Raw genomic sequence first — 24,649 nt, 5'->3', positions numbered from 1 at the left:
CCATCATTTACGCGACTGGCGGCTCTACCTACAGCAGCTTGCGGTACACGACGAACCCGGACTTCTCGGCAACCTTGTCATACAGCTGCATGGCCGTTGCATTCGTCTCGTGGGTCTGCCAATAGACACGTGGCGAACCCGCCTGCTCCGCGCGCTCGTAGACGGCATTGATCAGCGCGCGACCGACGCCTTTGCCCCGGGCCGCCTCGACCGCAAACAAATCCTGCATGTAGCAACTCGGGTGGAGCTGGATGGTGCTGCGATGGAACAGGAAGTGCGCCAGGCCAAGCAACTCGCCGGCACTCTCGGCAACAATTGCATGCACGGGTTCATAAGCGTCGAAGAAGCGTGACCAGGTCGTCTGCGTGATTTCGTCCGGCAGCGCAGTTGGCCCGCTTCGGCCGTAGAAGGCGTTGTAGCCATCCCACAGAACTTTCCAGGCTGGAAAGTCCTGGCGCCGCACTGTCCGTACCACCACTTGATGATTCAAAAGGACACCTCGGGTTCGCCCCGGGCGAGAAAACAGCCGGGGCGGGGTTGGATTATCTGCCGCAAGGACTCGACACTGACGCACGACATCATCAGGCCAGATCATCACCCCAGCGCATCTTCGGCCGCCACAAAACCGCCGGTCTGCCGCTTCCACAGCCGCGCATACAAACCCTCGTGCGCGATCAGTTCCGCGTGCGTGCCGGTTTCCACAATGTGGCCCTTGTCCAACACTACCAGCCGGTCCATCCGGGCGATCGTGGACAGGCGATGGGCGATGGCGATCACGGTCTTGCCCTGCATCAAGATATCGAGACTGTCCTGGATGGCGGCCTCGGCTTCGGAATCCAGCGCCGAGGTCGCTTCATCCAGAACCAGGATAGGCGCGTCCTTCAGCAGCACGCGGGCGATCGCGATGCGCTGGCGCTGGCCACCAGAAAGTTTTACGCCGCGCTCGCCGACCAGCGCGTCGTAGCCGGTGCGGCCTTCGCCGTCCACCAGTTGCGGAATGAATTCGTCGGCGCGCGCCTTGCGAACGGCGCCGAGAATCTGCGCTTCGCTGGCGTCGGGTTGGCCGTACAGCAGGTTGTCGCGGATCGAACGATGCAGCAGCGAGGTGTCCTGGGTCACCACGCCGATCTGCGAGCGCAGGCTTTCCTGGGTGACGTTCGCGATGTCCTGGCCGTCTATCGGTATGCGGCCGCCTTCGAGGTCGTACAGCCGCAGCAGCACATTAACCAGGGTCGACTTGCCCGCACCGGACGGGCCGACCACGCCGATCTTCTCGCCCGCGCGCACGGCCAGGTCGAGCCCGGCGATCACCCCACCCTGCTTGCCATAATGGAAATGGATGTGCTCGAAACGCACCGCGCCGTTGGTGACTTCCAGCGGCATTGAACCTTCGCGATCCTGCACCGCGCGCGGTTGCGAGATCGTGGTGATGCCGTCTTGCACGGTGCCGACGTCTTCGAAGATGCCGTTGACCACCCACATGATCCAGCCCGACATGTTGTTGATGCGGATCACCAGCCCGGTCGACAGCGCGATCGCGCCCACCGTCACCCTGCCCTCGCTCCACAGCCACAGCGCCAGCGCCGAGGTGCCCACGATCAGGAAGCCGTTGAGCGTGGTGATGCTGGCATCCATCGCGGTGGTGACGCGGGTCATCCGACGCAGCTTGTCGGTCTGCTCGGCCATGGCGTCGGCGACGTAGGCTTCCTCGCGATGGGTATGCGCAAACAGCTTCAGCGTCAGCACGTTGCTGTAGCCGTCGACAATACGGCCCATCAGTTTCGAGCGCGCCTCCGAAGCCTTCCAGGAGCGCTGTTTGACGCGCGGAATGAAAAAGCCGAGCAGGCCGACATACGCGAACACCCACACGACCAGCGGAGCAGCCAGCCAGAAATCCGCCTTGGCGAACAGCACGATCGCGCTGCCGGTATAGATGGTGACGTACCAGATCGCGTCGACGATCTGCACCGCCGAGGAGCGCAGCGAGGCGCCCGTCTGCATGATGCGGTTGGCGATGCGACCGGCGTAGTCGTTCTGGAAGAAGCCCAGGCTCTGGCGTATCACGTAGCGATGGTTCTGCCAGCGGATGCGGTTGGTCAGGCTGGGCACGATCGCCTGGTTCACCAGCAAATCGTGCAGGCTGCCCAGCACCGGTCGCGCGATCAACGCCACGAAGCCCATCCACAGCAGGCTGCGCCCGTGCTCGTGGAAGAACGTCGCACTCGGCGCGCCCTTGGCCATGTCGACGATGCTGCCGATGAAGCCGAACAGCGATACCTCCACGATCGCCACCGCAAAACCCACCACGATCGCCGCGGCGAACACCGGCCACACCTGGCGCAGGTAGAACGCGTAGAAGCGCCATACCGGCTTCGGCGGCATGCTGTCGACGGGATCCTTGAACGCGTCGATGAGGGATTCGAACCAGCGAAAGATCATGGGAATCGCAAGATGCAGAAGAACCGGTAACGTGCTTGCTGGCGAGCGGTTTCGCAAGGGCCGCACGCCATGGATGCCTGAAAGGCAGTGCGGCTCGCCATGCCCGACGGTATCACTGTTGCCGTGGTGCCCGCTGCTCGTGTCCGTTCTGGTGCAGCACCAGAGCAACGATACGGCCGCTGGCATCGCGTTCAAAATCCAGCCGCGCGTCGACTACGGTATAGAAGAAATGATCCGCCGCCGTGGCATAGACCGGATACGCGGCCTGCCCGGTCAACTGGGCGTAGAGCTGACCATGCTCAACCGTGATGGCGAACTCCACGCCAAGGGCCAAGGCGTAGCGGCCCACATAGCCGTGCAACACCGCCGGATCGAGCGGAACGCTGCGAGCGCCATCCAAGGCGGTCACGGTGTCCGTGCGCCGCGCGCGGCGATCGACGCCGCCTTGATGCAGGGTCAGCGCATCGATCTTGCCGGTGGCATCGCGTTCGAAATCGATGGTGATCGCCGCGACTTTGGCGAAAAAGGCATCGGGCGCGCTGGCGAAAATCGGAAACGCACCCTGCCCGACGGCCTGGGCGAACAGCTGGTCATCGCGACGCGACACGTTCAGCGCAAGGCCCGGCGCAATCATGTACTGGCCAACATAGGCATCGAGCTGTGCAGACGGCAGGGCGATCGCCTTATGCACCACCGGCAGCGGCGCGGACGGCAGCAAGGCCGCAAAGCCCAGCTCCTGCGGTGCGCCGGTGGCATTGGTCAGGATCACCGCGCCGCGCCGACCATCGCTGGTGAAGCCGATGAAGCTGCTGTAGCCGCCGGTTTCGCCGTTGTGCCAGACCACGTCGCCTTGCGGCGTGTGGTGGATCATCCAGGCCAGTCCGATGCGATCACGGTCGCCATCTTCCTTGCCGATGTCGCGCCGCGGCGTGTGGGTCAGCGCCATCGCGGCGTTCAACGATGTCTTCCGTTGGCCCATGCTGGCCAGCAGGTAAGGCAGCATGTCGGCACCGCTGCTGAGCAACGCACCAGCACCTCCCAGTGCACCAAGTTGCCAGTGCTTCGCCAGCTGTCCTCGTTCATCGTGACCCGGGGCGAGGCGCGCACGCAACGCAGGCGTCAGTTCGACACCGCTGGAGCGCATGCCCAACGGCGTCAGCACTTCGCGCTGCAGCAATTCGCCATACGTAAGGTGCGCATGTTGCGCCAAGGCATCGCCAAGCAGGCCGAAGCCGAGGTTGGAATATTCGTAGGCTGCACCGGGATCGCGCGGCAAGGCGTAGCCGGCGAGGAACGCCTTGAGCCGGTCGCGGCCGTAATCGGCGTAGGGATCGCCCAGGTCCGCCGGCCGCAGATTGCCCGGCAGGCGCGGCAGTCCGGAGTACTGCTCGGCCAGCAGACCCAGCGTGATCGGCTTGCCGTTGCGCGAAGGCATCCTGAACTCCGGCAGCAATGTGGCCACCGGCGTGTCCAGTGTGAATTCCGCCGCCAGCACCGATTGCGCCAGCAGCAGCGCGGTGAAGGTCTTGGTCACCGAACCGATCTCGAACACCGTGTCGCCGTCGGGCGCACGACCATCGGCCAGCTTGCCGAAACCGACGACCTGGCTGCGATCGCCATCCACCATGACGATGACCATCGCCGGGTAGACCCCGGCTTCGGTGTATTGCTGCGCCACTTTGGCGATGCGCGCGGGCAGCACCGCAGGATTGGCGGCGGCAACCGTGGACAAGACCATCGACAAGGCCGCGCCCAGCATCAGTCTCGTGGAGCTCTTCATCACGCCATCTCCATCTCGAAACACTACACGGTGGCTGCGATTCGCGCATGCGGATTCCAGCAGCCTGGGACATGAGTGTGTCCTGGATTGCCGCGTACTGGTTTTCACTGCTGACCATATAACCTCGCAGAGAGGCCATACGTCTGAGCGTCATCCTGGGCGGTTCAATACTGAACGCCAGCCTCGAAACTCCAGCGGCGTGATTGACCGCCCGCGGCCACGCTCCGATCATGGCCGGATGTCTACTCTGATCCGCTATCTCCTTATTCTGTTACTGGCGGTTTGCAGCGGCGGCGTTCTGGCGCAGGACACTCCGGAGGCCGCTGCACCGGCTGCGGCAGCACCAGCCCTCACGCCGGCGCAGACGCTGACCCAGCTGCGAGCCCAGCTCGACGACATCAAGGCCGCGGTGGATTCCAAGAAGACCGACGTGCCGCTGGGCGACTTGCGCAATCGTGCGCTGGACGTGCAGCAACAGGCCGAACAATTGGCATCCACATTGTCGCCGCAGTCGGCCGGGCTGCAGACGCGGCTCGACGTACTTGGCCCGCCGCCGGCCAAGGGCGCTCCGCCCGAGTCGCCGCAACTGAGTTCGCAGCGCAAAGAGCTGACCATGGCCAAGAATGATCTGGAAGGCCAGATCAAGCAGGCCAACTCGCTGGGCACCGAGGCCACTCAGCTGGCCGCTCACGTCGCCGAACTGCGGCGCGACCAGTTCCAGACCCAGCTCAGTTCGCGCACGGCGACACCGTTCAGCCGCACATTCTGGGCGGACCCGGCCAAAGCGTTTCCCGACGACATGCGGCGAGCGGAACAGCTGGGTAGCAATGCCTTGTTGATCGTGCAGCAGGCCTGGCAACCGCCCAATCGCGCGCCGTTCGTACTGTGCCTGATCACCTCTGTACTGCTGCTCAGCGTGGGGCGTTGGCTGATCGAGCGAGTGCTGGTGCGAGTGACGACCCAACATATGCCAACGGGCCGGCTGCGGCGCAGTGCGCTTGCCGTGGCGATGACGCTCGCCTACACGCTAGCGATCGGACTGGCTGCGCGCTCCGCCTACCTCGCGCTGAGCTGGAACGACCTGCTGGCTGATGATCTGGATGATCTGGCGAAGAAGCTGGTGCGGCTGGTGACTTTCGCCGCCTTCATGACCGGCCTCGGCCGCGCGATGCTCTCCAGCAAGCGTCCTTCCTGGCGCCTGTCCACCCTGTCCGACGATGCCGCGCATCGGCTGCGCGCATTCCCGGCGCTGCTCGGTGGCGCTGCCCTGTTGCGTGGCGTGGTCGAAAGCATCAACAACGCCATCGGCGCCAGCCTGGCGATCACTGTGACGACGCGCGCGCTGCTCGCCGTGTTGATCGCACTGCTGGTGGGCAGTGCGCTGATGCGGCTGGGCCAGTCGCGGCGCGCCACGCTGGCCGCGGGCGAACTGACGGCACAGCGGCCGGTCTGGGTGGGCCTGGTGGTCGCGGCGGCATTCGTCGGTGTCGGCATCGTGCTGCTGGGCGTGATCACGGGCTACATCGCCTTTGCGTTTTTTATCGCGGGGCAAATGTTGTGGGTGGGAGTGATCCTCACCGCGCTGTACTTGCTGATGTATCTGGTCGACGACATCTTCGACACCGTTTTCGACCCCAAGGGACGTAGCGGTACGCGCCTGCAAACCAGCTTCGGGCTCGCTTCCGGCGCGCTGGAACAGACCGGCACCTTATTGTCCGGCATAGCCCGGGCCATGCTGCTGATCCTGGCAGTGGCGATCGTGCTGGCGCCGTTTGGCGCAGGCCCGCAGGAGCTCGCCGGACGTGTGGGCACGCTGCTGTCGGGCGGCACGCTGGGCTCGCTCAATGTCGTGCCCGGCAATATCTTCGACGCCGTGCTGGTATTCGCGCTGGGCTTGCTCGTCTTGCGCGTGATCAAGCGCTGGCTGAGCGACCAGCTGCTGCCCAAGACCTCGCTCGACTCCGGCATGCAGAATTCGATGCTGACCCTGCTCGGCTATGTCGGCGGCGTGCTGGTGTTCGTGCTGGCGCTGCTCGCATTGAAGGTCGACCTGCAAGGTATCGCCTGGATGGCCAGCGCGCTTTCGGTCGGTATCGGCTTCGGCTTGCAGGCGATCGTGCAGAACTTCATCTCCGGCCTGATCCTGCTGGCCGAGAGGCCCGTGAAAGTGGGCGACTGGGTCGCCATCGGCGGCGTCGAGGGCGACATCCGCCGGATCAACGTGCGCGCCACTGAGATCCAGATGGCTGATCGCTCGACCATGATCGTGCCGAACTCGCAGTTCATCACCCAGAACGTGCGCAACGTGACCCTCGCCAACGCCCAGGGCCGCGTCAATATCAAGCTGTCGATGCCACTGGAGACCGATGCGGGCAAGGCGCGCGAGCTGATCCTGGAAGTGCTGCACGCACATCCGGACATCCTGAACATGCCGACGCCCAGCGTGCAGCTGGAAAATCTCGATGCCGGCTCGATGACTTTCAACTGCATCGCCTACGTCAACAGCCCGCGCGATGTCAGTGGCGTAAAGAGCGACCTGCTGTTCCAGATTCTCGAAAGCCTGCGCAATGCCAAGCTGCCGATGACGAGTCCGCAGAGTATGGTGCTGCGCCGGCTGCCGCCGATCGCCGAGAGCCACGACGATCGGGATTGATACGGCATCAGCAACATTCGTCGCCATGAACTTCGACCATGGAGCCAGCCTCATGTCCGCATCCAGCCAAACCGGCAGCACCATCATTCCCTGCCTACGCTACCGCGACGCGCATGCCGCGATCGCCTGGCTGTGCAAGGCATTCGGCTTCGAAAAGCATGCCGTGTATGAGAACGAACAAGGCGGCGTGGAGCATGCCCAGCTCACCTTCGGCAACGGCATGGTCATGGTCGGTGAAGTCCGCGACAACGAATTCGGTCGGCACATCGCCCAGCCTGACGAGATCGGTGGCCGCGAAACACAGTGCGCCTGCGTGATCGTCGCCAACTGCAAGTCGCACTACCAGCAGGCCAAGGCCGCCGGTGCAGTGATCGTCGACGACTATGCCGAAAAGGAATACGGCGGCGCCGGCTACAGTTGCCACGACCCGGAAGGCCATCTGTGGTACTTCGGCAGCTACGACCCGTGGCAGCCGAAACCGGGTTGATCCGCGCGTTGATCAGACAACAAGAGGCCGGCTTGCGCCGGCCTCTTGCATGACCAGATTGCATCAGCTGTTATGGCGTGCAGGCCTTGCCGTGCTCGGCATGGTTGCCCTTGGCCTTGGCATCGGCCTCACTCATGTACTCGCCGTGCTTGGTCTTGCCGTACCACTTGTCGCTCGGGCAGTGGTAGACCTTGCTCTTGTCGTTGACCCAGACCATGCCAGGGCCACCACCGGGCGCTGCCGCGGCGGCTGGCGCCGGCATGGCGTGGGACTTCATGGCGCTGTTCGAGGCTGGAGCAGCTGCGGCTGCGGCGGCCGGGGCAGCTGCTGGTGCGGCAGCGGCCGCGGCTGCCGGGGCGGCGGCGGCTGCGGCAGCCGGGGCGGCGGCATACCACTCTTTCACACCCTTGTGCCCCTTGCACGCCCCCTTCTTGGTGGCCTGGCTGGAGTAGCTACCGTCCTTGCACTGGCCGGTGGAACCGGCGGGTGCGGACGCCTGTTGTGCATAGACGGCCGGGACGGCCAGCAGACAAGCCAATGCAATGGCCATCAGATTTGACGATTTCATTCAGACTCCCTCCAACGTGAATTCGCGAAGACACTCCCAGGCACGCGCAACGACCGTGCCTGCAGCGCGACTATGCCGCAAAATCATGACCGCGATATATACGTGCGGCATGACATTCATCCGCCGGACGGCTGTTTCGAATGAACTTGCGAACCTCCCTGCTGGGCCACGCCCCACAGCCCCGCTGCCATGACACTGTTCGCACCACTACGGCGCCGTCGCGACCGGTTTCAACTTCGAATCCGGCCGTGCCACCGCATACATCTCCCAGCTGAATTGCTTGAGCAAACCCTGACGGTCCTTGCCCACGACATACAAATCGAAGTGGGTCCGATCAGGCAGGAAACGGAAGTCCGCTTTGGCGTGCAGGCCGTCGAGCACCGCCTTCAGCTTGTGCGCGGCGCCGTCCAGATAGAACGTGTCGGCGGTGCCGACGACCAGGTGAATCTTGCCGTCCAGGTCGGGTTTCAGCTGCGGCCATTCATGCTGCAGACGCCACGCGATGTCGTAATGGTCGCGCCAGTAATTGACTACCGCCGGGTCGACGGCACCGGTGGCACGGTCGAACATCGGCTCAGGCCGGCCATCCTCGCCACGCGGCGAGAACACCCATTCGAACGAGGCCAGCTGGCCGCCATACGGACCGAGCACGCGCTCCATCCTGGCAAACTGCTCGAACGTACCGAGCACCTTAGCGTGATCGCGCACCAGCGGATAAGCCGAGCCATCCGCCCGGCGATAGACGTTGGCGTTCGGCGCATACAGGTCGACGCCGGTGAAATCATGGAAGTCGCTGGGATCGGGCGAGGTCGACCAAGTGCCTCCGAAGATTTTCGGATAACGCGTCTGCAGCCACAGCGTGGCCCAGCCGCCCGAGGAATGGCCGTTGAGGAAACGGCCGTTGACCGTACCGTCCATGCGGTATTGGGATTCCAGGTGCGGAATCAGCTCGGTGGTGAGTGCCTGCCCCCACGGACCGTTGTTGACCGAGTCGGCGAACTCGTGCGTACCGGTCGGACTCGACTCGTCGAGAAACACCCAGATCATCGGCGGCATCTGCTGTTCCGCCATCGCGGCGTAAACCACCGTCGCGTTGGCGCTCAGTATCGTCGCATCGCCGCCGTAGCCGTGCGTGACATAGACCGTGGGATAACGCTGCGTGCTGTTCTCATAGCCAGGCGGCGTGAGCACCCAGCCGCGCATGGTGATCGGCCGGCCCCAGAACGCCCCAAGCCCGGGGCTGTTGAAGTCGATCGACTGCGCGTGTGCACGAGCCTCGTCAAGGTGGCGCATCGACAGCTCACTCATCGCTCCCTTGGGGAATTGCCACGGCTGGCGTGCAGGCACGGTGTCGACCAGCTCGAAGGTTGCCGGCGATGTCGTCGGCAGATGCACCGCCACCACCTTGCTCCGCAGGTCGCCGCCGCTGCGGCCGTGATAGTTGTAGTCGTGATTGACGTCGAGCACCGCCTGCAGCAGATAGTCGCCCGGCGGCAGCCGCGAAAAGGCGGACGGGAATACCATCTGGTCGGCATCGATGGCGACGGTCTGTCCCGGCGCCCAATCGTTGATCTCGCGTGCTGCCACGCTGGTTTCGGTGGCGCGGAACGGGTTGGCGTCCACCTCCTCCACCACGGCGCTCTTGCCGCCGGACGCAGCCTTGGCTGCCGCTTCGGCGGTCTTGGCGTCGATCGCGAACAGCAGCAGCCGGCCCGAGGTGGGTCGTGCCGCCGCCGTCGTACTCAGGCGCACATGAAAGAACTGATGGGTGATGCCGGGATCGGTGCGTGCCTGTGCCGCGCCGGCGAACAGTCCCAACGAGAGCAGAACAATGGCTGTGTGAAAGCGGTTGCGCATGATGACTCTCCCCTTGCCTCGGTCATGGCTGATATGGTGAGCCGCGCAGGAAATGCCCTGATGCGCGGCGGTGTATCAATCGTCCTGGGTGCCGCTCTTGTCGCCTTTCACCGGCGCAAGTCGCAAGTCCTGGAAGTCGAAACTGAAATCGGTCAGTGGCGAGATCGGCTCCATGCGCGCCTCGGTGATATGGCCGTCCATGTCCAGCGCGAACGTCACGAACGCATCGGCATTGAGCGAGCGGTCGTCCCAGCGCACGGTGAAGGTGTCGTTCTGCCACGGCGTCATGCTGCCGACCAGCTGCGCCGTCTTGGAGAAGCGCAGACGCAGCTTGCCGTTCTCGTGGCTGACGATGACGTCGCCGTACCACGGGTCGCGGTAGGTACCCGCGTATTTCGCCAGCGGCAATGAAGGTTTGCTGTTCTTGTTGCGTGCTGCCGCGTGCCTGGCATAGCTGTCGTCGGATTTCGCCTCGGCTTTCTTCACCGCCTTGTCGTAGATCGCGACCCAGTCTGTCTTCTGCGCCGGGTTGAGGTAGGCGTCCAGCGCGCGATAGGTCACCGCGTTGAACGCGGCGCCGGATTCGGCATTGGTCAGCACCACCACGCCCAGGTGCAGCTCCGGCACCAGGGTTACCCGCGAGACCATGCCCGGCCAGCCGCCGGTATGCCAGACCAGCCGCTGGTTGCGGTAGTCGGACAGGAACCAGCTCTCGCCGTAGCCGTAGAAGTGCGGCATCAGCGGAGCCAGTTCGGGAATCGGCGGTTTGCCGATCTTGATCGGCGTCAGCATGCTCCACATCTGGCTCTGGCTGTCCTCGGAGAACAGCCGCGCAGGCTTGCCGTCCACGCCGTTCACGGACAAGGCGCCACCGGCCAGCTGCACGTTCATCCACTTGGCGAGGTCATGCACGCTGGCGTAGATACCGCCGGCGCCTGGATCGTTGACCCAGGCCATCGGCGGCACCGGCTTGAGATCCTTGAAGTCCGACTTGGCGTGGCCCGTCGCCACGTCCATGCCAGGCTTGAGGTAGGTCATGTCGATCAGCGACTCGTCCATGCCGACCGGCTTGAAGATATGGTCGCGCACGTAGTCGGCGTAGCTCTGGCCGGAGGCCTGCTCGATAACCAGCGTGGCCACCGCGAACAAGATGTTGTCGTAGGCATAGCCGCTGCGGAAGCCGTTCTTGATCGGCACATTACGCAGCCGCTGCACGACCTCTTTCGTGGTGTAAGAGGTCGGTGGCCAGTACAGCAGGTCACCGGCGCCCAGCGAGAGGCCGCTGCGATGCGCCAGCAGGTCGCGGATGCGCATCTCATGCGTCACGTATGGATCGGACATGCGGAACCACGGCAGATGGTCGATCACCCGATCGTCCATTTTCAGTTTGCCCTGCTCGGCCAGCTGCTGCAGCGCCGCGGCGGTGAATGCCTTGGTGTTGGAGGCGATCGCGAACAGCGTGCGCGCATCGACCGGATCCGGTTTGCCGATCTCGCGCAAGCCGAAACCCTGCTCCATCACCACCTTGCCGTCCTTGACGATCGCCACCGCGATGCCCGGCACGTCGAAGGTCTTGCGCACGCTGTCGACGTAGGCGCCGAAATCCTGCAGCTGCGCCGGCAGCATCGGTTGCGCGGTGTCATGCGTCGACACTGGCGGCGGCGCGGCAGGTGTCTGCGCCAAGGCGGCGGAGGCGACCACGAACAAGGCGCAACAACCCGCCAGACGCGGAAAGAAGAATCGCTGGAACATCGCAGGCTCCCCAGTGGCAATTCCTCAACTATCGCGGCAAACCCGGCGCAAGACCAGCGCTGGAAGTCACGGGTTACCGCTCATCTGCATGGCTCGCCACAGCGAGCCGGGTCGGCAACGGCACCCGGCGCGGCTAACATGCATGGAACGACGCTCACCTGCACCGACTCATGGCTCATACACCTTCCGACCTGTTTGCCAGCACCGCAGGCGCCGACCAGGGCCCGGCCATCCGGGTCGGCATCGGCGGCTGGAACTACGCGCCATGGCGCAACAACTTCTATCCGGGCGGGCTGGTGCAGCGACGCGAGCTGGAATTCGCCAGCCGCCAGCTGCGCGCGATCGAGATCAACGGCACCTACTACGGCGCGCAGAAGGCAGCCACGTATGCAAAGTGGGCAGCGGAAACGCCGGAGGGTTTCGTGTTCTCGCTGAAAGCGCCGCGTTACATCACCGAAGGCAAGCGGCTGGCCGAGGTCGGCAAGGGCATCCAGGGTTTCGTGCAAGGCGGCCTTGCCGAAATGGACGACAGGCTTGGGCCTATCCTGTGGCAGCTGCCGCCGTCGCGGCCCTTCGATGCCGACGATCTCGCCGCCTTTCTCGAAGCGCTGCCGCGCACATTGAACGGCCAGCCGCTGCGCCACGTGCTGGAAGTGCGCCACCCCAGCTTCCTGAGCCCACGCTACGTGGAACTGGCGCGCGGGCATAGCGTGCCCACCGTGTTCACCGACTCACCCGACTATCCGTCGCTGGCCGACCTCACCGGCGACTTCACCTATGCGCGGTTGATGCGCAGCGCCGACGGGATCTCCACCGGCTATGCGCCGGATGAACTGGACCGCTGGGCCGCGCACGCGCGTAGCTGGGCATCGGGCAACGACATCGGCGGCCTGCCGCATGCCGCTGCGCTACAGCCTCAAGGTCAGCCGCGCGACGTGTTCGTCTTCTTCATCAGCGCCGCCAAACACCGCAACCCGGCGGCAGCGATGGCGCTGCAATCGCGGGTCGACAGCAACCACTGATCACCAGTCGCAGTTGTCATTCAACGGTTTATCGGCCGGCGCCGCAGCACTAAGCTCACTCCACCCGAACTCAGCGAGCCCACATGCGCCGACTCAATCCATTGATCCTGCTCGCTGCATTGGTGTTCGCCGTAGTGCTGTGGCAACAGCACACCACCGCGCCGACCAACACGACCGGCCCCACCACAGCGACCCAGGACGGAACGACCGCGTTGCCTGGATTCCTGCCGATGGAGGCACGCGCCACACTGGAGGCGATCGCCCGCGGCGGCCCGTTCGAACACAGCCAGGACGGTGTGGTGTTTGGCAACTACGAAGGCCTGCTGCCACAGCAGCCGCGCGGTTACTACCACGAGTACACGGTGGAAACGCCCGGTGCGCGAACCCGCGGCGCTCGACGCATCATCACCGGCGGTATGCCTCCGGTGGTCTGGTATTACACCGACGATCACTACCGCAGCTTTCGCCGCTTCGAGATGAACCGATGAGCGCGCACGGTTTCGACCTGGACCTGACCAAGCCGACGCAGAGTGGCGTGTATTTCGTCGGCGTCGATGATCTCGACCGCCTCGCCAGAGCCGCCGCCCGCGACGAACTGCGCGTATGCCGCATCGATCTGGCCGGCTGCCACGACAAGAACGAACTGCTGCGGCGACTCGCGGTGTCGTTGCAGTTGCCGCCCACGTTCGGGCACAACTGGGACGCGCTGGCCGACTGCCTGCGCGATCTCGGCTGGATGCCCGCTTGGGGCTACGTGCTGCTGTTCGAACACGTCGGCGAGTTGCGTCTGACCGCCGAAGCGGACTTCAATATCCTGCTCGGCATCCTCGACGACGCAGCCACCTTTGGCAACGATAACGACAGGCCGTGGTTTGCTTTTCTCGCGCTGCCCGACAGCGCATTCGACGACGGCCACGTGGCCGCCTGAAAAGCGTGTCACGCTTGGCTTCACTTTCTTTCACGGATTCCCATGCAAACCATCGATTTTGAACTGGAAGGCACTTACGTCGAACTCAACATGCTGTTGAAGCTGACCGGCCTGTGCGACAGCGGCGGCGCCGGCAAGGCCATCGTCGCCACCGGCGCGGTGAAAGTCGACGCCGTCACCGAGTTGCGCAAGACCTGCAAGATCCACGCGGGCCAGACGGTCACCATCGACGACGTGGAAATCCACGTGCTGGCGGATCCGGAAGCCTAGGCGCCGCCTAGGTCGGAAATTTGTCCGGCAGGTTGTCCAGCCGCTGATCGAGCTGCGGATGCGCTGGCAGCTCGAGGAGGAATTCCTGCTCGAGCACGCGACGTACCTCGGCGCCGTCACGCAGCACGTGCCGCTCGGGTTCGTGCCCCATGCGCCGTACGGTGAACTCGCGATTGCGCAAACTCAGTCGGCTATCCGATAGCGTGCGCGCGACATTCAGATGATTCACGAATTTCGAGTCCGGATGCGTCGACACATAGTGGTTGGCCACGACGTAATCGATCAGCGGCACCGGGCGCAGGTCGAAGCGATACAGCGACAGCCATTGTCCACGCACCAGCGATTGCATGCGCCAGTCGCCCTCCACCCGTACCAGCCGGAACGGTTCCAGTTGGGTCGCCTGTTCTATATCAGCCTGCAGCCACAACACTCCGACCAGGGTCTGTCCGCCGAAACCGACGTCGACCAGCCAGCTTTCGCCCGCCATCTCGACGCGCAGCAGCATGTGGCTCTGCGCCGTGATCGCGTCCTCGGGCTGTGTCCACAGCACGCGTGCGATCAGGCCCGACACGTCGAAACCGATCTCCCGCAACACGGCTTGCAGCAGCAGGTTCTGCTCGAAGCAGTAGCCGCCGCGCCCCTCGCGCACCAGCTTGCGCTCGAGTGCGGCCAGCTCCAGGCTTACCGGCAGGCCGAGCAGCGGATTGAGATTTTCGAACGGGATCGCCGCCACATGGGCGGTGACGATGGCCTGCAGAGTCGACATGTCGGGCACGAGCGCGCCCTCCCAGCCGATGCGCCGGAGATAGGCTTGCAGGTCGATGCTGTCGTGCATGGGCAGGTCTCGTCGAAATCAGGCGGATGATCTTAGCCGGCCGCGAACCCGGTTGCAGGTAACCGTTGCCGGCCCGACAGCGAAATATCGGATGGGAATGCCCGAATCGGTTGCGCTTGCATCCGCCACGATCGCTCCCACGTACGACACAAGCCCTATATCGCTTCACGCGTCCCCATCGCCAGCGAGGCCCGCCATGATCCGTCGCACCGTATTCCAAGCCCTTCCCCTCGCCGCTGCCCTGATGCTGGCTGGGTTGACCGCATGCAGACCGGCCGCTGCCGCGAGCGATGTCGTGAGGTTGCCTGCGCCAACCGTGGATGCCATGAAAGCCGCGCAAGGAGACGAGACTGCGGTCCTTGCCGGTGGCTGCTTCTGGGGTATCGAGGCCGTGTTCGAGCACGTCAAGGGCGTGCACAAGGTGGTCTCGGGCTATTCCGGCGGTAATGCGGACACGGCGAGCTATGAGCAGGTCAGCGATGGCGGCACCGGTCATGCCGAATCCGTGCGTATCCAGTTCGATCCGAAACAGGTCAGCTACGGCACTTTGCTGCAGGTGTTCTTCTCGGTCGCGCTCGACCCCACCGAACTCAATCGGCAAGGTCCGGACAGCGGCACGCAGTACCGCTCGGTGATCTTCTACGGCAACGACGATCAGAAGAAGATCGCCACCAGCTACATCGCGCAGCTGACCGGCGCGAAATCCTTCCCGGCACCGATCGTGACCCAGGTAGTGCCGCTGAGGGCGTTCTATCCGGCCGAGGCGTACCACCAGCATTACTTCAGCGAGCATCCGGACAACCCGTACATCGTCTACAACGACGCGCCGAAGGTGGCACACCTCAAACAGCTGTTTCCAGCCCTGTACCAGCCGGATCAGCAAGCCGTCGAGGTGCAGTTGCATTGAGTCGGGCCACTGCTTGACTTGCGTGCAGCGGCACGGCCCCCATCTCGGGACTTCCGCGCCGGTTGCGCGCTTGCCCTGACGATCTGCCCACGTGCCACCCCACGCCTCTCCACCCCACGGCTCGCCGCCACCCGCTGAATCGACCGAACTCACGCGTAGTTTCCTGGGCGTGTTCCGCTACAGCGGACGCGCGCTGGAGCTGGTGTGGAGCACCAGTCGCGCGCTGACGATCGCGCTGGCGCTGCTGACGCTCACCGCCGGCCTGCTGCCGGCCGGCGTGGCTTATGTCGGCGCACATATCGTCGATGCGGTGGTGAATGCCAGCCGGACCTGGACGGCCAGCGGCCATCCGTCGCTGCGACCGGTGTTCGAGTGGGTGGCTCTGGAAGGCCTGCTGGTGGCGGCGCTGGCCGGTACCCAGCGCGGGCTGTCGCTGTGCCAGTCGCTGCTGCGCGCGCAACTGGGGCAGCGCGTCAACGTAATGATCCTGGAGAAGGCGCTGACGCTGGAGCTGGCGCACTTCGAGGATTCCGAGTTTTACGACAAGCTCACCCGCGCCCGACGCGAAGCGTCGAGCCGGCCGCTGTCGCTGGTCACGCGCACGTTCGGGCTGGGCCAGAACGCGATCTCACTGATCAGCTACGGCACCTTGCTGTTCCATTTTTCGCCATGGGCGGTGGTCGTGCTGCTGCTGGCCGGGCTGCCATCGTTCCTTTCCGAGACCAAGTTCTCCGGCGATGCGTTCCGGCTGTTCCGCTGGCGTTCGCCGGAAACGCGCATGCAGCTGTATCTGGAAACCGTGCTGGCGCGCGAGGACCACGCCAAGGAAGTGAAGCTCTACGGCCTCGGCCCATTGCTGCTGGATCGCTATCGGGACATCTTCGACAAGCTCTACAGCGACGACCGCGACCTCACCGTCCGCCGCGAGAGCTGGGGCTTCGGGCTGGGTCTGCTCGGCACGATCACGCTGTACGGCGCCTATGCCTGGATCGCCGCGACCACAGTAGTTGGCCGCATCACGCTGGGCCAGATGACGATGTACCTGATGCTGTTCCGCCAGGGCCAGTCGGCAGTCTCGGCCATGCTGTCGGCAATCGGCGGCATGTACGAAGACAATCTCTATCTGTCGACCTTGTACGAATATCTGGAAACCCCGGTGCCGCCATCCAGCGGCATCGCGCAGCGCGGCGCGATGCCGGACGACGGCATCCGTTTCGAACAAGTCAGCTTCACCTACCCGGGCGCCGGCGAGCCGGCACTGCACGACATCAACCTGCATATCCGCCCCGGCGAATCGCTGGCCATGGTCGGCCAGAACGGTTCGGGCAAGACCACCTTGATCAAGCTGCTGACGCGGCTGTACTCGCCCGACAGCGGCCGCATCCTGCTCGACGGCACCGACTTGCGCGACTGGGACGAAAGCACCTTGCTGCAACGCATTGGCGTGATCTTCCAGGATTTCGCGCGCTACCAGATGCGTGTGGGCGAAAACGTCGGCGCCGGCGACGTCAGCCATTTCGAGGACGAAGCGCGCTGGCGCGAAGCCAGCGACAAGGGCATGGCCAGCGAGTTCATCGACGGCCTGCCGTCCGGCTTCAACACCCAGTTGGGCAAGTGGTTCCGCGAGGGGCGCGAACTGTCCGGCGGACAGTGGCAGAAGATCGCGCTCGCGCGCGCCTTCATGCGCTCGCGCGCAGATATCCTGGTACTGGACGAACCGACCGCCGCGATGGACGCCCAGGCCGAGGCGGACATCTTCGCGCACTTCCGCGAACTGGCCGGCAACCGCATCGCGATCCTCATCTCGCACCGCTTCTCCACTGTGCGCATGGCCGACCAGATCATCGTGATCCAGGACGGCCGCATCATCGAACACGGCAGCCACAGCCAGCTGATGGCGCTGGACGGCCACTATGCGCACCTGTTCTCGTTGCAGGCGCAGGGATACCGCTGATCGGCTTGACCCTGCCTGCCCGCGCGCCCCATGCTTCGCCGTCTTGAACCATCCGAAACACACGCATGAGCAGTCGCTACAACGCCGCCGATATTGAAGTCCTCTCCGGCCTGGATCCGGTCAAACGCCGCCCCGGCATGTACACCGACACCACCCGTCCGAACCATCTGGTACAGGAAGTGGTGGACAACTCGGTGGACGAGGCGCTGGCCGGTCACGCGAAAACCATCGAAGTGGTGCTGCACGACGACGGCTCGGTGGAAGTGAGCGATGACGGCCGCGGCATGCCGGTGGACATCCATCCGGAAGAAGGCGTCTCCGGCGTCGAGCTGATCATGACCCGGCTGCACGCGGGCGGAAAATTCAGCGGCAAGAACTACAACTTCTCCGGTGGCCTGCATGGCGTAGGCGTCTCGGTGGTCAATGCGTTGTCCGACCGCGTCGAGGTGACGATCCGCCGCGACGGATCCGAATATCAGATGGTATTCGCGCACGGCGACAAGATCAGTCCGCTGGAAGTGATCGGCAGCGTGCCGAAGAAGCGCAGCGGCACCACCTTGCGCTTCTGGCCGGAAGCCAAGTATTTCGATTCGCCGAAGATCTCGCTGCCGAAGCTCAAGCACCTGCTGCGCGCCAAGGCCGTGCTGTGCGCCGGCTTGAACGTGAAGCTCACCGACGAAGCCAGCGGCGAAATCTGCGAGTGGCATTACGAGGACGGCCTGCGCGACTACCTGCGCGGCGAACTCGACGGTACCGAAGCCTTGCCGAACGACTTGTTCGTGCACCACATGGCACGCGACGTGGAAGGTCTGGAAGTGGCGCTGGCCTGGTTGCCGGAGGGCGAACTGGTGCAGGAAAGCTACGTCAACCTGATTCCCACCGCGCAAGGCGGCACCCACGTCAACGGCTTGCGCACCGGCCTGACCACCGCGATCCGCGAGTTCTGCGAGATCCGCAACCTGCTGCCGCGCGGCGTCAAGCTGGCACCGGAAGATGTGTGGGAACGGCTGGCCTTCGTGCTGTCGGCCAAGCTGCAGGATCCGCAGTTCGCCGGCCAGACCAAGGAGCGGTTGTCCTCGCGCCAGACCGCCGGCATGGTCGAGAACGTCATCCACGATGCCTTCAGCCTGTGGCTCAACCAGAACGTGGACATGGGCGAGCGCATCGCCCAGCTGGCGATCGAACGGGCCAGCGCGCGCCTGAAGGCGGCCAAGCAGATCGTCCGCAAGAAGATCACCCAGGGCCCGCAACTGCCCGGCAAACTGGCCGATTGCACCGCCACCGACCTCACCCGCACCGAGCTGTTCCTGGTCGAGGGCGACTCTGCCGGCGGTAGCGCCAAGCAGGCGCGCGACAAGGAGTTCCAGGCGATCCTGCCGCTGCGCGGCAAGATCCTCAACACCTGGGAAGTCGAATCGACGTCGGTGCTGGCTTCGGAAGAAGTGCACAACCTCGCCGTCGCGATCGGTTGCGATCCCGGCAAGGACGATCTCTCCAGTCTGCGCTACGGCAAGGTCATCATCCTGGCCGACGCCGACTCCGACGGCCTGCACATCGCCACCTTGCTGGCGGCACTGTTCCTGCGGCATTTCCCGAAGCTGGTCAGCGAAGGCCATGTGTTCGTGGCGATGCCGCCGCTGTTCCGCGTCGACGTGGGCAAGCAGGTGTTCTACTGCCTCGACGAAAGCGAGAAGCAGGCGATGCTGCAGCGCATCGAGCGCGAGAAAATGAAAGGCGCGGTCAGCACCACCCGCTTCAAGGGCCTAGGCGAAATGAACCCGCCGCAGCTGCGCGAATCGACCATCCACCCGGATACGCGCCGGCTGGTGCAACTGACCATCGGCGACAATGACGGCACCGCCAGGCTGATGGACATGCTGCTGGCAAAGAAACGCGCCGGCGACCGCAAGGCATGGCTGGAAGAGAAAGGCGACCTGGCCACGCTGGAAGTCTGATCGCGCGCCGGCGGCTGTTTTTGTCGGGAACGCGGCGTTATGGTGTCCACTGGTTTTTCGAGAGCAACTCGCATGGCCTTGCTACCGCCGCTCGACCTCCAGCGCTGGATCGACGAACACCGCCATCTGCTGAAGCCGCCGGTCGGCAACAAATGCATCGTCGACGGCGACTTCATCATCATGATCGTCGGCGGCCCCAATGCACGCACCGACTACCACTACGACGAAGGCCCGGAGTTCTTCTACCAGCTCGAAGGCGAGATGGTGCTGAAGGTGCAGGACGACGGACAGGCACGCGACATCCCGATCCGGGCCGGCGAGATCTTCTACCTGCCGCCAGGGGTGCCGCATTCGCCGCAACGCATGCCGGCATCGATCGGGCTGGTCATCGAGCGCCGCCGCATGGCCGGCGAGAAGGATGGCTTGCTGTGGTTCTGCGAACGCTGCAACCACAAATTGTTCGAACAATATTTCGTGCTCGACAGCATCGAGCACGATTTCCCGCCGGTGTTCGATCGCTTCTACGGTTCGCGCGAGGCGCGTACATGCGACGCCTGCGGCCACCTCAATCCGGCGCCGGCGAAATACGGGTAGGAGCGCACCCCGTGCGCGATTGCTTTTTCCCGCATGCCATCAAGAGCATCGCGCACAGGGTGCGCTGCTATCCGTGCGAGAGCCACTTGCGCGCCATCCGACGCAGCGAGGGATCGAAGGCGGCGCCATCGGCAACTTCAGCCACCGAGCGCCATGCCAGTGCCTGGGATTCCTCGTTGATCGTGAAGCGGTCGTCCGCCCCGGCACGCACCACATAGCGCACGTCGTAGTGCCAATGCTCCGGCTCGTTGGCACGTGCCGGTATGCGATGCCGATCGATATCGAAAATGTCGCCTTCGACGCACAGATCGATCACGCCGGTTTCCTCCCGCGCCTCGCGCAACGCCACCCGCGCCAGATCGGTATCGCCATCGGCATGACCACCGGGCTGCAGCCAGCGGTCCAGCTTGCGGTGATGCATCAGCAGCACCCTTTCACCGTCTGCGCTGACCAGCCACGCCGAGCCGGTGAAATGCCCCGCCGAATGTGCGCGCTCGAACGCCGCCGGATGAGTATTCAGGAAATCGGTGAACACCGAAGCCACGTCGGCCTCTTCCGGAAGCTGGGTTACATAGGCCCGTAGACTGGCCAATACTCGCGAAACATCTGATTGCATGACTTGTGGCAGGGTGGCTTGGAAATGCCCATGATAGCTGCGTCGCAGCTTGTTCCCCTTCCCCCGCTCCGTTATGGTTGCGCGTCACCTCGACGCATGGCGTCGTACTCGCAGCAGTTTCAGGCGAGTGTGGCATTTGTTTTCAAGGGGAGTCACCAATGCTTTTCAAGCGCGTCAAGTCACTCGATCAGATTCTCGCCACCGCCGAAAAAAAGAGCCTCACGCGACAGCTCGGCCCCATCCAGCTCACCTTGCTCGGCATCGGAGCCATCATCGGCACCGGCATCTTCGTGCTGACCGCCGAAGCGGGCCAGAAAGCAGGCCCGGGCATGATGATTGCCTTCGTGATCGCCGCAGTGATCTGCGCGCTGGCCGCGCTGTCCTACGCCGAACTGGCCTCGATGGTGCCGGTCGCCGGCTCCGCCTATACCTATACCTACGGCGTGCTCGGCGAGGGCCTGGCCTGGGTTGTCGGTTGGGCGCTGGTACTGGAATACACGATCGCCGCCAGTACCGTCTGCGTCGGCTGGTCAGGCTATGTGAACGGCCTTCTTGCCCATGGCGGATTCGGGCTTCCTGAATTCCTGCGCACCGGCCCGATGGACGGCGGTACGTTCAACCTGCTCGCCTTCATGATCGGACTGGCGATCACCTTCCTGCTGGTGATCGGCACCTCGAAGTCGGCCAAGGTCAACGCTTTCCTGGTGCTGATCAAGGTCGCGGCACTGACCATATTCATTTTCGTGGCATTGCCCGCCGTGAAGGATCCGAACTTCAAGCCCTTCGTGCCCAATGGCTGGGGCAGTCCGATGGGTGGTATCGGCGTACTTGGCGCTGCTGCCTCGATCTTCTTCGCGTACGTCGGCTTCGATGCCGTGTCGACGGCAGCCGAGGAAACCAAAAATCCGAACCGCAACATCCCTATCGGCCTGATCGGGTCGCTGGGCGTTTGCACCATCTACTACCTGCTGGTGAGCTATGCCGCGGTTGGCTCAGTGGGCGCCCAGCCGATGCTCGGTGCGGACGGTCTTGCGCTGCAGCCGGGTACGCCCGCCATGGCCGCAGCCTGCCATGCCTCGCAGGCACTGGTCTGCAGCAAGGAAGCACTGGCTCACGTCATGCGCCTGCTCAATCACAACCAGTTGGGCAACCTGATCGGTTTCGCGGCGAGCATCGCCTTGCCTTCAGTCATCCTGACGATGACCTACGGTCAGACCCGAATCTTCTTCACCATGGCCCGCGACGGCCTGCTGCCGGCCTCGCTCGCGAAGATCCATCCGCGTTTCCACACGCCGCACGTGATCACGATCATCACCGGCACCTTCGTATCCCTGTTCGGCGCCATGTTTCCGGTGGGCGCGCTGGCCGACGTCACCAATTCAGGCACCCTTTTTGCCTTCATGATGGTGTCGCTCGGCGTGCTGATTCTTCGCGTGAAGCAGCCTGACCGTCCCCGCTCGTTCCGCACACCCTTCGCCTGGGTGATTTGCCCGCTCGCCATGCTTGGTTGCCTGCTGCTGTTCTTCAACCTCTCGCTCAAGACGATCGTCATCTTCTTCGCCTGGGCGGCCGTGGGCCTGGTGATCTACTACCTGTACGGCTACCGCAAGAGCCATCTGGCCAACGGCACCGAGCCAGACTGATCCAGCACTCATAGATAAACCGCAACATTGCCGGCACGGTGTCCACCGTGCCGGTGTCATATCCGGAATGCCCATGCTCAAGCAGTTGCTCGCCCGCAAGACCGATTTCTCGAACGTCGACGACGTGGACGGCCCGGGCCTGAAGCGAACGCTAGGCCCCTGGGGGCTTACGGCGCTGGGGATCGGTGCGGTGATCGGCGGCGGCATCTTTGTGATCACGGGCCAGGCGGCGGCCGAGCACGCGGGGCCGGCGATCATCCTTGCCTTCGTGATCGCGGCCATCTGCTGCAGTTTCACCGCCTTGTGCTATGCCGAATTCGCCACCTTGATCCCGATGTCGGGCAGTTCGTATTCCTACGCGTATGCGACGCTGGGCGAGCTGATGGCCTGGTTCATCGGCTGGAACATGGTGCTCGAATACGGCGTGTCCGCATCGGCGGTCGCGGTCAGCTGGACCGGCTATTTCGTCAGTCTGCTGGATCACGTCGGCATCCATCTGCCAACGGTGCTGACCAACGCACCGCTTGCCTATACCGACGGCCACCTGGTGACTACCGGCGCACTGTTCAACCTGCCCGCCGTCGGCATCGTGCTGGCGCTGACCTGGCTTTGCTACGTCGGCATCAGGGAGTCCAGCGGTGCGAATCTCGCCATGGTGATCCTCAAAGTCAGCCTGATCCTGATCGTGATCGTCGCCGGCTGGCACTACGTGAATCCGGATTACTGGCACCCGTTCATTCCGCCGAGCCAGGGGCCGGAGAAATACGGCTGGTCGGGCATCATGCGCGCGGCCACATTGGTGTTTTTTGCCTACATCGGGTTCGAAGCGACCTCGACCGCCGCACAGGAAGCCAAGAATCCCCAGCGCGACCTGCCGGTCGCCACGTTGGCCTCGTTGGCCATTTGCACCGTTCTGTACATCGGCATCGCCGCGGTCATCACGGGGCTGCTGCCTTTCGATCAGCTCGGTACGAGCGAGCCGGTCGTGACTGCCGTCAGGGCGCATCCCGAGCTCGGCTGGCTGCGCTGGGTAGTGGAAGTGGGCGCGCTGATCGGATTGTCGTCGGTAATCCTGGTCATGGTCATCGCACAACCGCGTATCTTCATGATCATGGGTCGCGACGGTCTGTTGCCCCCGGTATTTGCCAAAATTCATCCGCGCTATCACACGCCGCACATCAATACCGTCATCACCGGTGTGGGCATCGCGTTACTGGCGGCGGTGTTTCCGCTGGACGTACTCGGCGATCTCGTCTCGATGGGAACCTTGATCGCCTTCGTTGCCGTCTGCGCAGGCGTGTTGATCCTGCGCAAGACGCGGCCCGAGTTGCCGCGCACGTTCCGCGTACCCTGGGCACCGGTCACTTGCGTGCTCGGCGTACTCTGTTGCCTGGCGCTGTTGTATTGGGAGAACTGGTACCAGTGGCTGCTGCTCGGCGTCTGGACCGTGATCGGCATGACTATTTATTTTGGCTACGGACGTCGGCACAGCCGCCTGCGCCTGCTGGATGGATCAACCGCGACCCACTGAATTTCCGGCATATTCGTCGATACCCGTCGAATATCGGTAAATTTCCGCATTTACCGTCAAACAGCTCACATCTTCGGCAAATGGAACGCGGGTGACACTGCTCGCAATAAACTCGTTAAGTTGAACAGTAACTAATTGATATTACTTGACTTAACGAGTTTTTTGCGAGAGAAAATTGGCAGTCCATCATCCATTCGTCGATCTCGGGAGTATTATCCTCAGTCCGCGGGTTGATCACTTGGCAGTGGGCCCCGGATCGTGGCTCGGCGTGTCAGGTGGGTAAGCTCCTCAGCCTGATACGCCGGGCCGCACTTTTATCCGCCGTTCGCGCGGGCAACCCCTCCCTTTTGCAAGCACGCCGACACGCCGCCTCGGATACAGCGATTGCGCGCAACAAAAAGGCCGGCGATGCGCCGACCTTCTTGTTGCGCAAGCCGCGAATGTGGTTAGGCTTTCTTCGGCGTATGCGACACGCACCAGCCTTTCGCATTCACCGACTTGCCCGGGAACAGCTGGCATGGGCCTCGACCGGTCGGACCGCCGGTATAGAACTGGCAATTGACGCAATTGTCGCCGGCCTTGTGCTTCGCATCGGCCGTCTTGCTGGCATCTTCCACATAACCCAGAGCCTTGGCCGTCGGATCCGCTTCGGTCACCGGTGGCAGATCGGCCGCACGTGCAAAACGCGGCAGACCGCCAATGACGACAGCAGCCACTGTTGTGCCAGCAGCCACTTTGAGGAATCGGCGACGCGATTCGATATCTTGTTCGTTCGACATGGGCAAGCCTCCATCGGTATCTATCCAACGCACCTAGCGCCGGATTCGGGCCGATGGTACGCCTGTGAATGTACTTTTA

At 63.7% G+C, this 24,649-nt stretch carries 21 protein-coding genes; 12 read left to right on the top strand and 9 right to left on the bottom strand.

What is annotated here, in order from left to right:
* Positions 1 to 28: 28 nt before the first annotated feature.
* The 3 genes from BUA26_RS11470 to BUA26_RS11460 all read right to left on the bottom strand — a co-directional run bounded on the left by BUA26_RS11470 (position 29) and on the right by BUA26_RS11460 (position 4,219).
* Positions 29 to 595 carry a GNAT family N-acetyltransferase gene (locus BUA26_RS11470; protein ID WP_083572983.1) on the bottom strand — a complete coding sequence of 189 codons (567 nt, stop codon included), beginning with the start codon at positions 593 to 595 and terminating at the stop codon, positions 29 to 31.
* The gene (locus BUA26_RS11465; protein WP_072761552.1) at positions 595 to 2,436 is read right to left on the bottom strand and encodes an ABC transporter ATP-binding protein; all 1,842 of its coding nucleotides are present in this window, start codon (positions 2,434 to 2,436) and stop codon (positions 595 to 597) included. Before BUA26_RS11465 ends, BUA26_RS11470 begins: the two co-directional genes overlap by 1 nt.
* Positions 2,437 to 2,551: 115 nt before the next feature.
* Complete coding sequence (locus tag BUA26_RS11460; protein WP_083572981.1) at positions 2,552 to 4,219, bottom strand: serine hydrolase; 1,668 nt, start codon at positions 4,217 to 4,219, stop codon at positions 2,552 to 2,554.
* A 238-nt stretch (positions 4,220 to 4,457) separates the two neighbouring features.
* Here BUA26_RS11460 and BUA26_RS11455 point away from each other — a divergent pair, with 238 nt between their 5' ends.
* Together BUA26_RS11455 and BUA26_RS11450 are read left to right on the top strand one after the other, a co-directional pair.
* Positions 4,458 to 6,872 (top strand): DUF3772 domain-containing protein, encoded by a 2,415-nt coding sequence (locus BUA26_RS11455; protein WP_072760838.1) that lies wholly within the window; start codon positions 4,458 to 4,460, stop codon positions 6,870 to 6,872.
* A 52-nt stretch (positions 6,873 to 6,924) separates the two neighbouring features.
* Positions 6,925 to 7,359 carry a VOC family protein gene (locus BUA26_RS11450; RefSeq protein ID WP_072761551.1) on the top strand — a complete coding sequence of 145 codons (435 nt, stop codon included), beginning with the start codon at positions 6,925 to 6,927 and terminating at the stop codon, positions 7,357 to 7,359.
* Between the two features lie 70 nt (positions 7,360 to 7,429).
* Here BUA26_RS11450 and BUA26_RS11445 read toward each other — a convergent pair whose 3' ends face one another.
* The 3 genes from BUA26_RS11445 to BUA26_RS11435 form a co-directional block, all read right to left on the bottom strand.
* Positions 7,430 to 7,927 carry a DUF3761 domain-containing protein gene (locus BUA26_RS11445; RefSeq protein WP_072760836.1) on the bottom strand — a complete coding sequence of 166 codons (498 nt, stop codon included), beginning with the start codon at positions 7,925 to 7,927 and terminating at the stop codon, positions 7,430 to 7,432.
* 207 nt (positions 7,928 to 8,134) lie between these two features.
* Positions 8,135 to 9,784, bottom strand: a complete 1,650-nt coding sequence (locus tag BUA26_RS11440) for an alpha/beta hydrolase (protein WP_072760834.1) — start codon at positions 9,782 to 9,784, stop codon at positions 8,135 to 8,137.
* 75 nt (positions 9,785 to 9,859) lie between these two features.
* On the bottom strand, positions 9,860 to 11,536 hold the full coding sequence (locus tag BUA26_RS11435; RefSeq protein ID WP_072760832.1) for a serine hydrolase: 1,677 nt from the start codon (positions 11,534 to 11,536) through the stop codon (positions 9,860 to 9,862).
* Between the two features lie 170 nt (positions 11,537 to 11,706).
* Between BUA26_RS11435 and BUA26_RS11430 the strand changes: the two genes are divergently transcribed.
* The 4 genes from BUA26_RS11430 (at position 11,707) to BUA26_RS11415 (ending at position 13,756) form a co-directional block, all read left to right on the top strand.
* The gene (locus BUA26_RS11430; RefSeq protein ID WP_072760830.1) at positions 11,707 to 12,558 is read left to right on the top strand and encodes a DUF72 domain-containing protein; all 852 of its coding nucleotides are present in this window, start codon (positions 11,707 to 11,709) and stop codon (positions 12,556 to 12,558) included.
* An 83-nt stretch (positions 12,559 to 12,641) separates the two neighbouring features.
* Positions 12,642 to 13,046 (top strand): guanyl-specific ribonuclease, encoded by a 405-nt coding sequence (locus BUA26_RS11425; protein ID WP_072760828.1) that lies wholly within the window; start codon positions 12,642 to 12,644, stop codon positions 13,044 to 13,046.
* A complete protein-coding gene (locus tag BUA26_RS11420) occupies positions 13,043 to 13,486 on the top strand; it encodes a barstar family protein (protein WP_072760826.1) in 444 nt (147 codons plus the stop codon). The genes BUA26_RS11425 and BUA26_RS11420 overlap by 4 nt, the downstream gene beginning before the upstream one ends.
* Before the next feature lie 42 nt (positions 13,487 to 13,528).
* The gene (locus BUA26_RS11415) at positions 13,529 to 13,756 is read left to right on the top strand and encodes an RNA-binding S4 domain-containing protein (protein ID WP_072760824.1); all 228 of its coding nucleotides are present in this window, start codon (positions 13,529 to 13,531) and stop codon (positions 13,754 to 13,756) included.
* A gap of 7 nt (positions 13,757 to 13,763) precedes the next feature.
* Here the strand turns inward: BUA26_RS11415 and BUA26_RS11410 are convergent, their stop codons facing one another.
* A complete protein-coding gene (locus tag BUA26_RS11410) occupies positions 13,764 to 14,591 on the bottom strand; it encodes an arylamine N-acetyltransferase family protein (protein ID WP_072760822.1) in 828 nt (275 codons plus the stop codon).
* A gap of 196 nt (positions 14,592 to 14,787) precedes the next feature.
* Here BUA26_RS11410 and msrA point away from each other — a divergent pair, with 196 nt between their 5' ends.
* The 4 genes from msrA to BUA26_RS11390 all read left to right on the top strand — a co-directional run bounded on the left by msrA (position 14,788) and on the right by BUA26_RS11390 (position 20,001).
* A complete protein-coding gene (gene msrA, locus BUA26_RS11405) occupies positions 14,788 to 15,498 on the top strand; it encodes a peptide-methionine (S)-S-oxide reductase MsrA (RefSeq protein WP_072760820.1) in 711 nt (236 codons plus the stop codon).
* A gap of 91 nt (positions 15,499 to 15,589) precedes the next feature.
* Entirely contained in the window at positions 15,590 to 17,452 is a 1,863-nt protein-coding gene (locus BUA26_RS11400) for an ABC transporter ATP-binding protein (protein WP_255368289.1), read from the top strand.
* 65 nt (positions 17,453 to 17,517) lie between these two features.
* Positions 17,518 to 19,407: a DNA topoisomerase IV subunit B gene (parE, locus tag BUA26_RS11395; protein WP_072760816.1), complete on the top strand. Its 1,890-nt coding sequence runs from the start codon at positions 17,518 to 17,520 to the stop codon at positions 19,405 to 19,407.
* A gap of 72 nt (positions 19,408 to 19,479) precedes the next feature.
* Positions 19,480 to 20,001 (top strand): 3-hydroxyanthranilate 3,4-dioxygenase, encoded by a 522-nt coding sequence (locus BUA26_RS11390; RefSeq protein ID WP_072760814.1) that lies wholly within the window; start codon positions 19,480 to 19,482, stop codon positions 19,999 to 20,001.
* Between the two features lie 67 nt (positions 20,002 to 20,068).
* On the opposite strand, the gene BUA26_RS11385 is transcribed toward BUA26_RS11390, so the two are convergent.
* Positions 20,069 to 20,617 (bottom strand): NUDIX hydrolase, encoded by a 549-nt coding sequence (locus BUA26_RS11385; RefSeq protein WP_072760812.1) that lies wholly within the window; start codon positions 20,615 to 20,617, stop codon positions 20,069 to 20,071.
* Between the two features lie 158 nt (positions 20,618 to 20,775).
* Here BUA26_RS11385 and BUA26_RS11380 point away from each other — a divergent pair, with 158 nt between their 5' ends.
* Positions 20,776 to 22,260 (top strand): amino acid permease, encoded by a 1,485-nt coding sequence (locus tag BUA26_RS11380; RefSeq protein WP_072760810.1) that lies wholly within the window; start codon positions 20,776 to 20,778, stop codon positions 22,258 to 22,260.
* 73 nt (positions 22,261 to 22,333) lie between these two features.
* Complete coding sequence (locus BUA26_RS11375) at positions 22,334 to 23,791, top strand: amino acid permease (protein WP_072761550.1); 1,458 nt, start codon at positions 22,334 to 22,336, stop codon at positions 23,789 to 23,791.
* Positions 23,792 to 24,237: 446 nt separating this feature from the next.
* Here BUA26_RS11375 and BUA26_RS11370 read toward each other — a convergent pair whose 3' ends face one another.
* Positions 24,238 to 24,570 carry a high-potential iron-sulfur protein gene (locus BUA26_RS11370; RefSeq protein ID WP_072760808.1) on the bottom strand — a complete coding sequence of 111 codons (333 nt, stop codon included), beginning with the start codon at positions 24,568 to 24,570 and terminating at the stop codon, positions 24,238 to 24,240.
* Positions 24,571 to 24,649 lie beyond the last annotated feature (79 nt).

It is taken from the genome of Rhodanobacter sp. OK091 (genome assembly GCF_900142825.1).
Classification (GTDB): domain Bacteria; phylum Pseudomonadota; class Gammaproteobacteria; order Xanthomonadales; family Rhodanobacteraceae; genus Rhodanobacter.
Note: the sequence above shows the minus strand (reverse complement) of the source record. Positions and strands in the feature narration are given on the sequence as shown.

What these genes read in the sequence shown, in the direction of transcription:
- BUA26_RS11420 (WP_072760826.1), top strand. Translation starts at nt 13,043, where the DNA reads ATGAGCGCGCACGGTTTCGACCTGGACCTGACCAAGCCGACGCAGAGT.
- BUA26_RS11440 (WP_072760834.1), bottom strand. Translation starts at nt 9,784, where the DNA reads ATGCGCAACCGCTTTCACACAGCCATTGTTCTGCTCTCGTTGGGACTG.
- BUA26_RS11445 (WP_072760836.1), bottom strand. Translation starts at nt 7,927, where the DNA reads ATGAAATCGTCAAATCTGATGGCCATTGCATTGGCTTGTCTGCTGGCC.
- BUA26_RS11390 (WP_072760814.1), top strand. Translation starts at nt 19,480, where the DNA reads ATGGCCTTGCTACCGCCGCTCGACCTCCAGCGCTGGATCGACGAACAC.
- msrA (WP_072760820.1), top strand. Translation starts at nt 14,788, where the DNA reads ATGATCCGTCGCACCGTATTCCAAGCCCTTCCCCTCGCCGCTGCCCTG.
- BUA26_RS11435 (WP_072760832.1), bottom strand. Translation starts at nt 11,536, where the DNA reads ATGTTCCAGCGATTCTTCTTTCCGCGTCTGGCGGGTTGTTGCGCCTTG.
- BUA26_RS11460 (WP_083572981.1), bottom strand. Translation starts at nt 4,219, where the DNA reads ATGAAGAGCTCCACGAGACTGATGCTGGGCGCGGCCTTGTCGATGGTC.
- BUA26_RS11425 (WP_072760828.1), top strand. Translation starts at nt 12,642, where the DNA reads ATGCGCCGACTCAATCCATTGATCCTGCTCGCTGCATTGGTGTTCGCC.
- BUA26_RS11430 (WP_072760830.1), top strand. Translation starts at nt 11,707, where the DNA reads ATGGCTCATACACCTTCCGACCTGTTTGCCAGCACCGCAGGCGCCGAC.
- BUA26_RS11450 (WP_072761551.1), top strand. Translation starts at nt 6,925, where the DNA reads ATGTCCGCATCCAGCCAAACCGGCAGCACCATCATTCCCTGCCTACGC.
- BUA26_RS11375 (WP_072761550.1), top strand. Translation starts at nt 22,334, where the DNA reads ATGCTCAAGCAGTTGCTCGCCCGCAAGACCGATTTCTCGAACGTCGAC.
- BUA26_RS11370 (WP_072760808.1), bottom strand. Translation starts at nt 24,570, where the DNA reads ATGTCGAACGAACAAGATATCGAATCGCGTCGCCGATTCCTCAAAGTG.
- BUA26_RS11470 (WP_083572983.1), bottom strand. Translation starts at nt 595, where the DNA reads ATGATCTGGCCTGATGATGTCGTGCGTCAGTGTCGAGTCCTTGCGGCA.
- parE (WP_072760816.1), top strand. Translation starts at nt 17,518, where the DNA reads ATGAGCAGTCGCTACAACGCCGCCGATATTGAAGTCCTCTCCGGCCTG.
- BUA26_RS11415 (WP_072760824.1), top strand. Translation starts at nt 13,529, where the DNA reads ATGCAAACCATCGATTTTGAACTGGAAGGCACTTACGTCGAACTCAAC.
- BUA26_RS11380 (WP_072760810.1), top strand. Translation starts at nt 20,776, where the DNA reads ATGCTTTTCAAGCGCGTCAAGTCACTCGATCAGATTCTCGCCACCGCC.
- BUA26_RS11455 (WP_072760838.1), top strand. Translation starts at nt 4,458, where the DNA reads ATGTCTACTCTGATCCGCTATCTCCTTATTCTGTTACTGGCGGTTTGC.
- BUA26_RS11410 (WP_072760822.1), bottom strand. Translation starts at nt 14,591, where the DNA reads ATGCACGACAGCATCGACCTGCAAGCCTATCTCCGGCGCATCGGCTGG.
- BUA26_RS11385 (WP_072760812.1), bottom strand. Translation starts at nt 20,617, where the DNA reads ATGCAATCAGATGTTTCGCGAGTATTGGCCAGTCTACGGGCCTATGTA.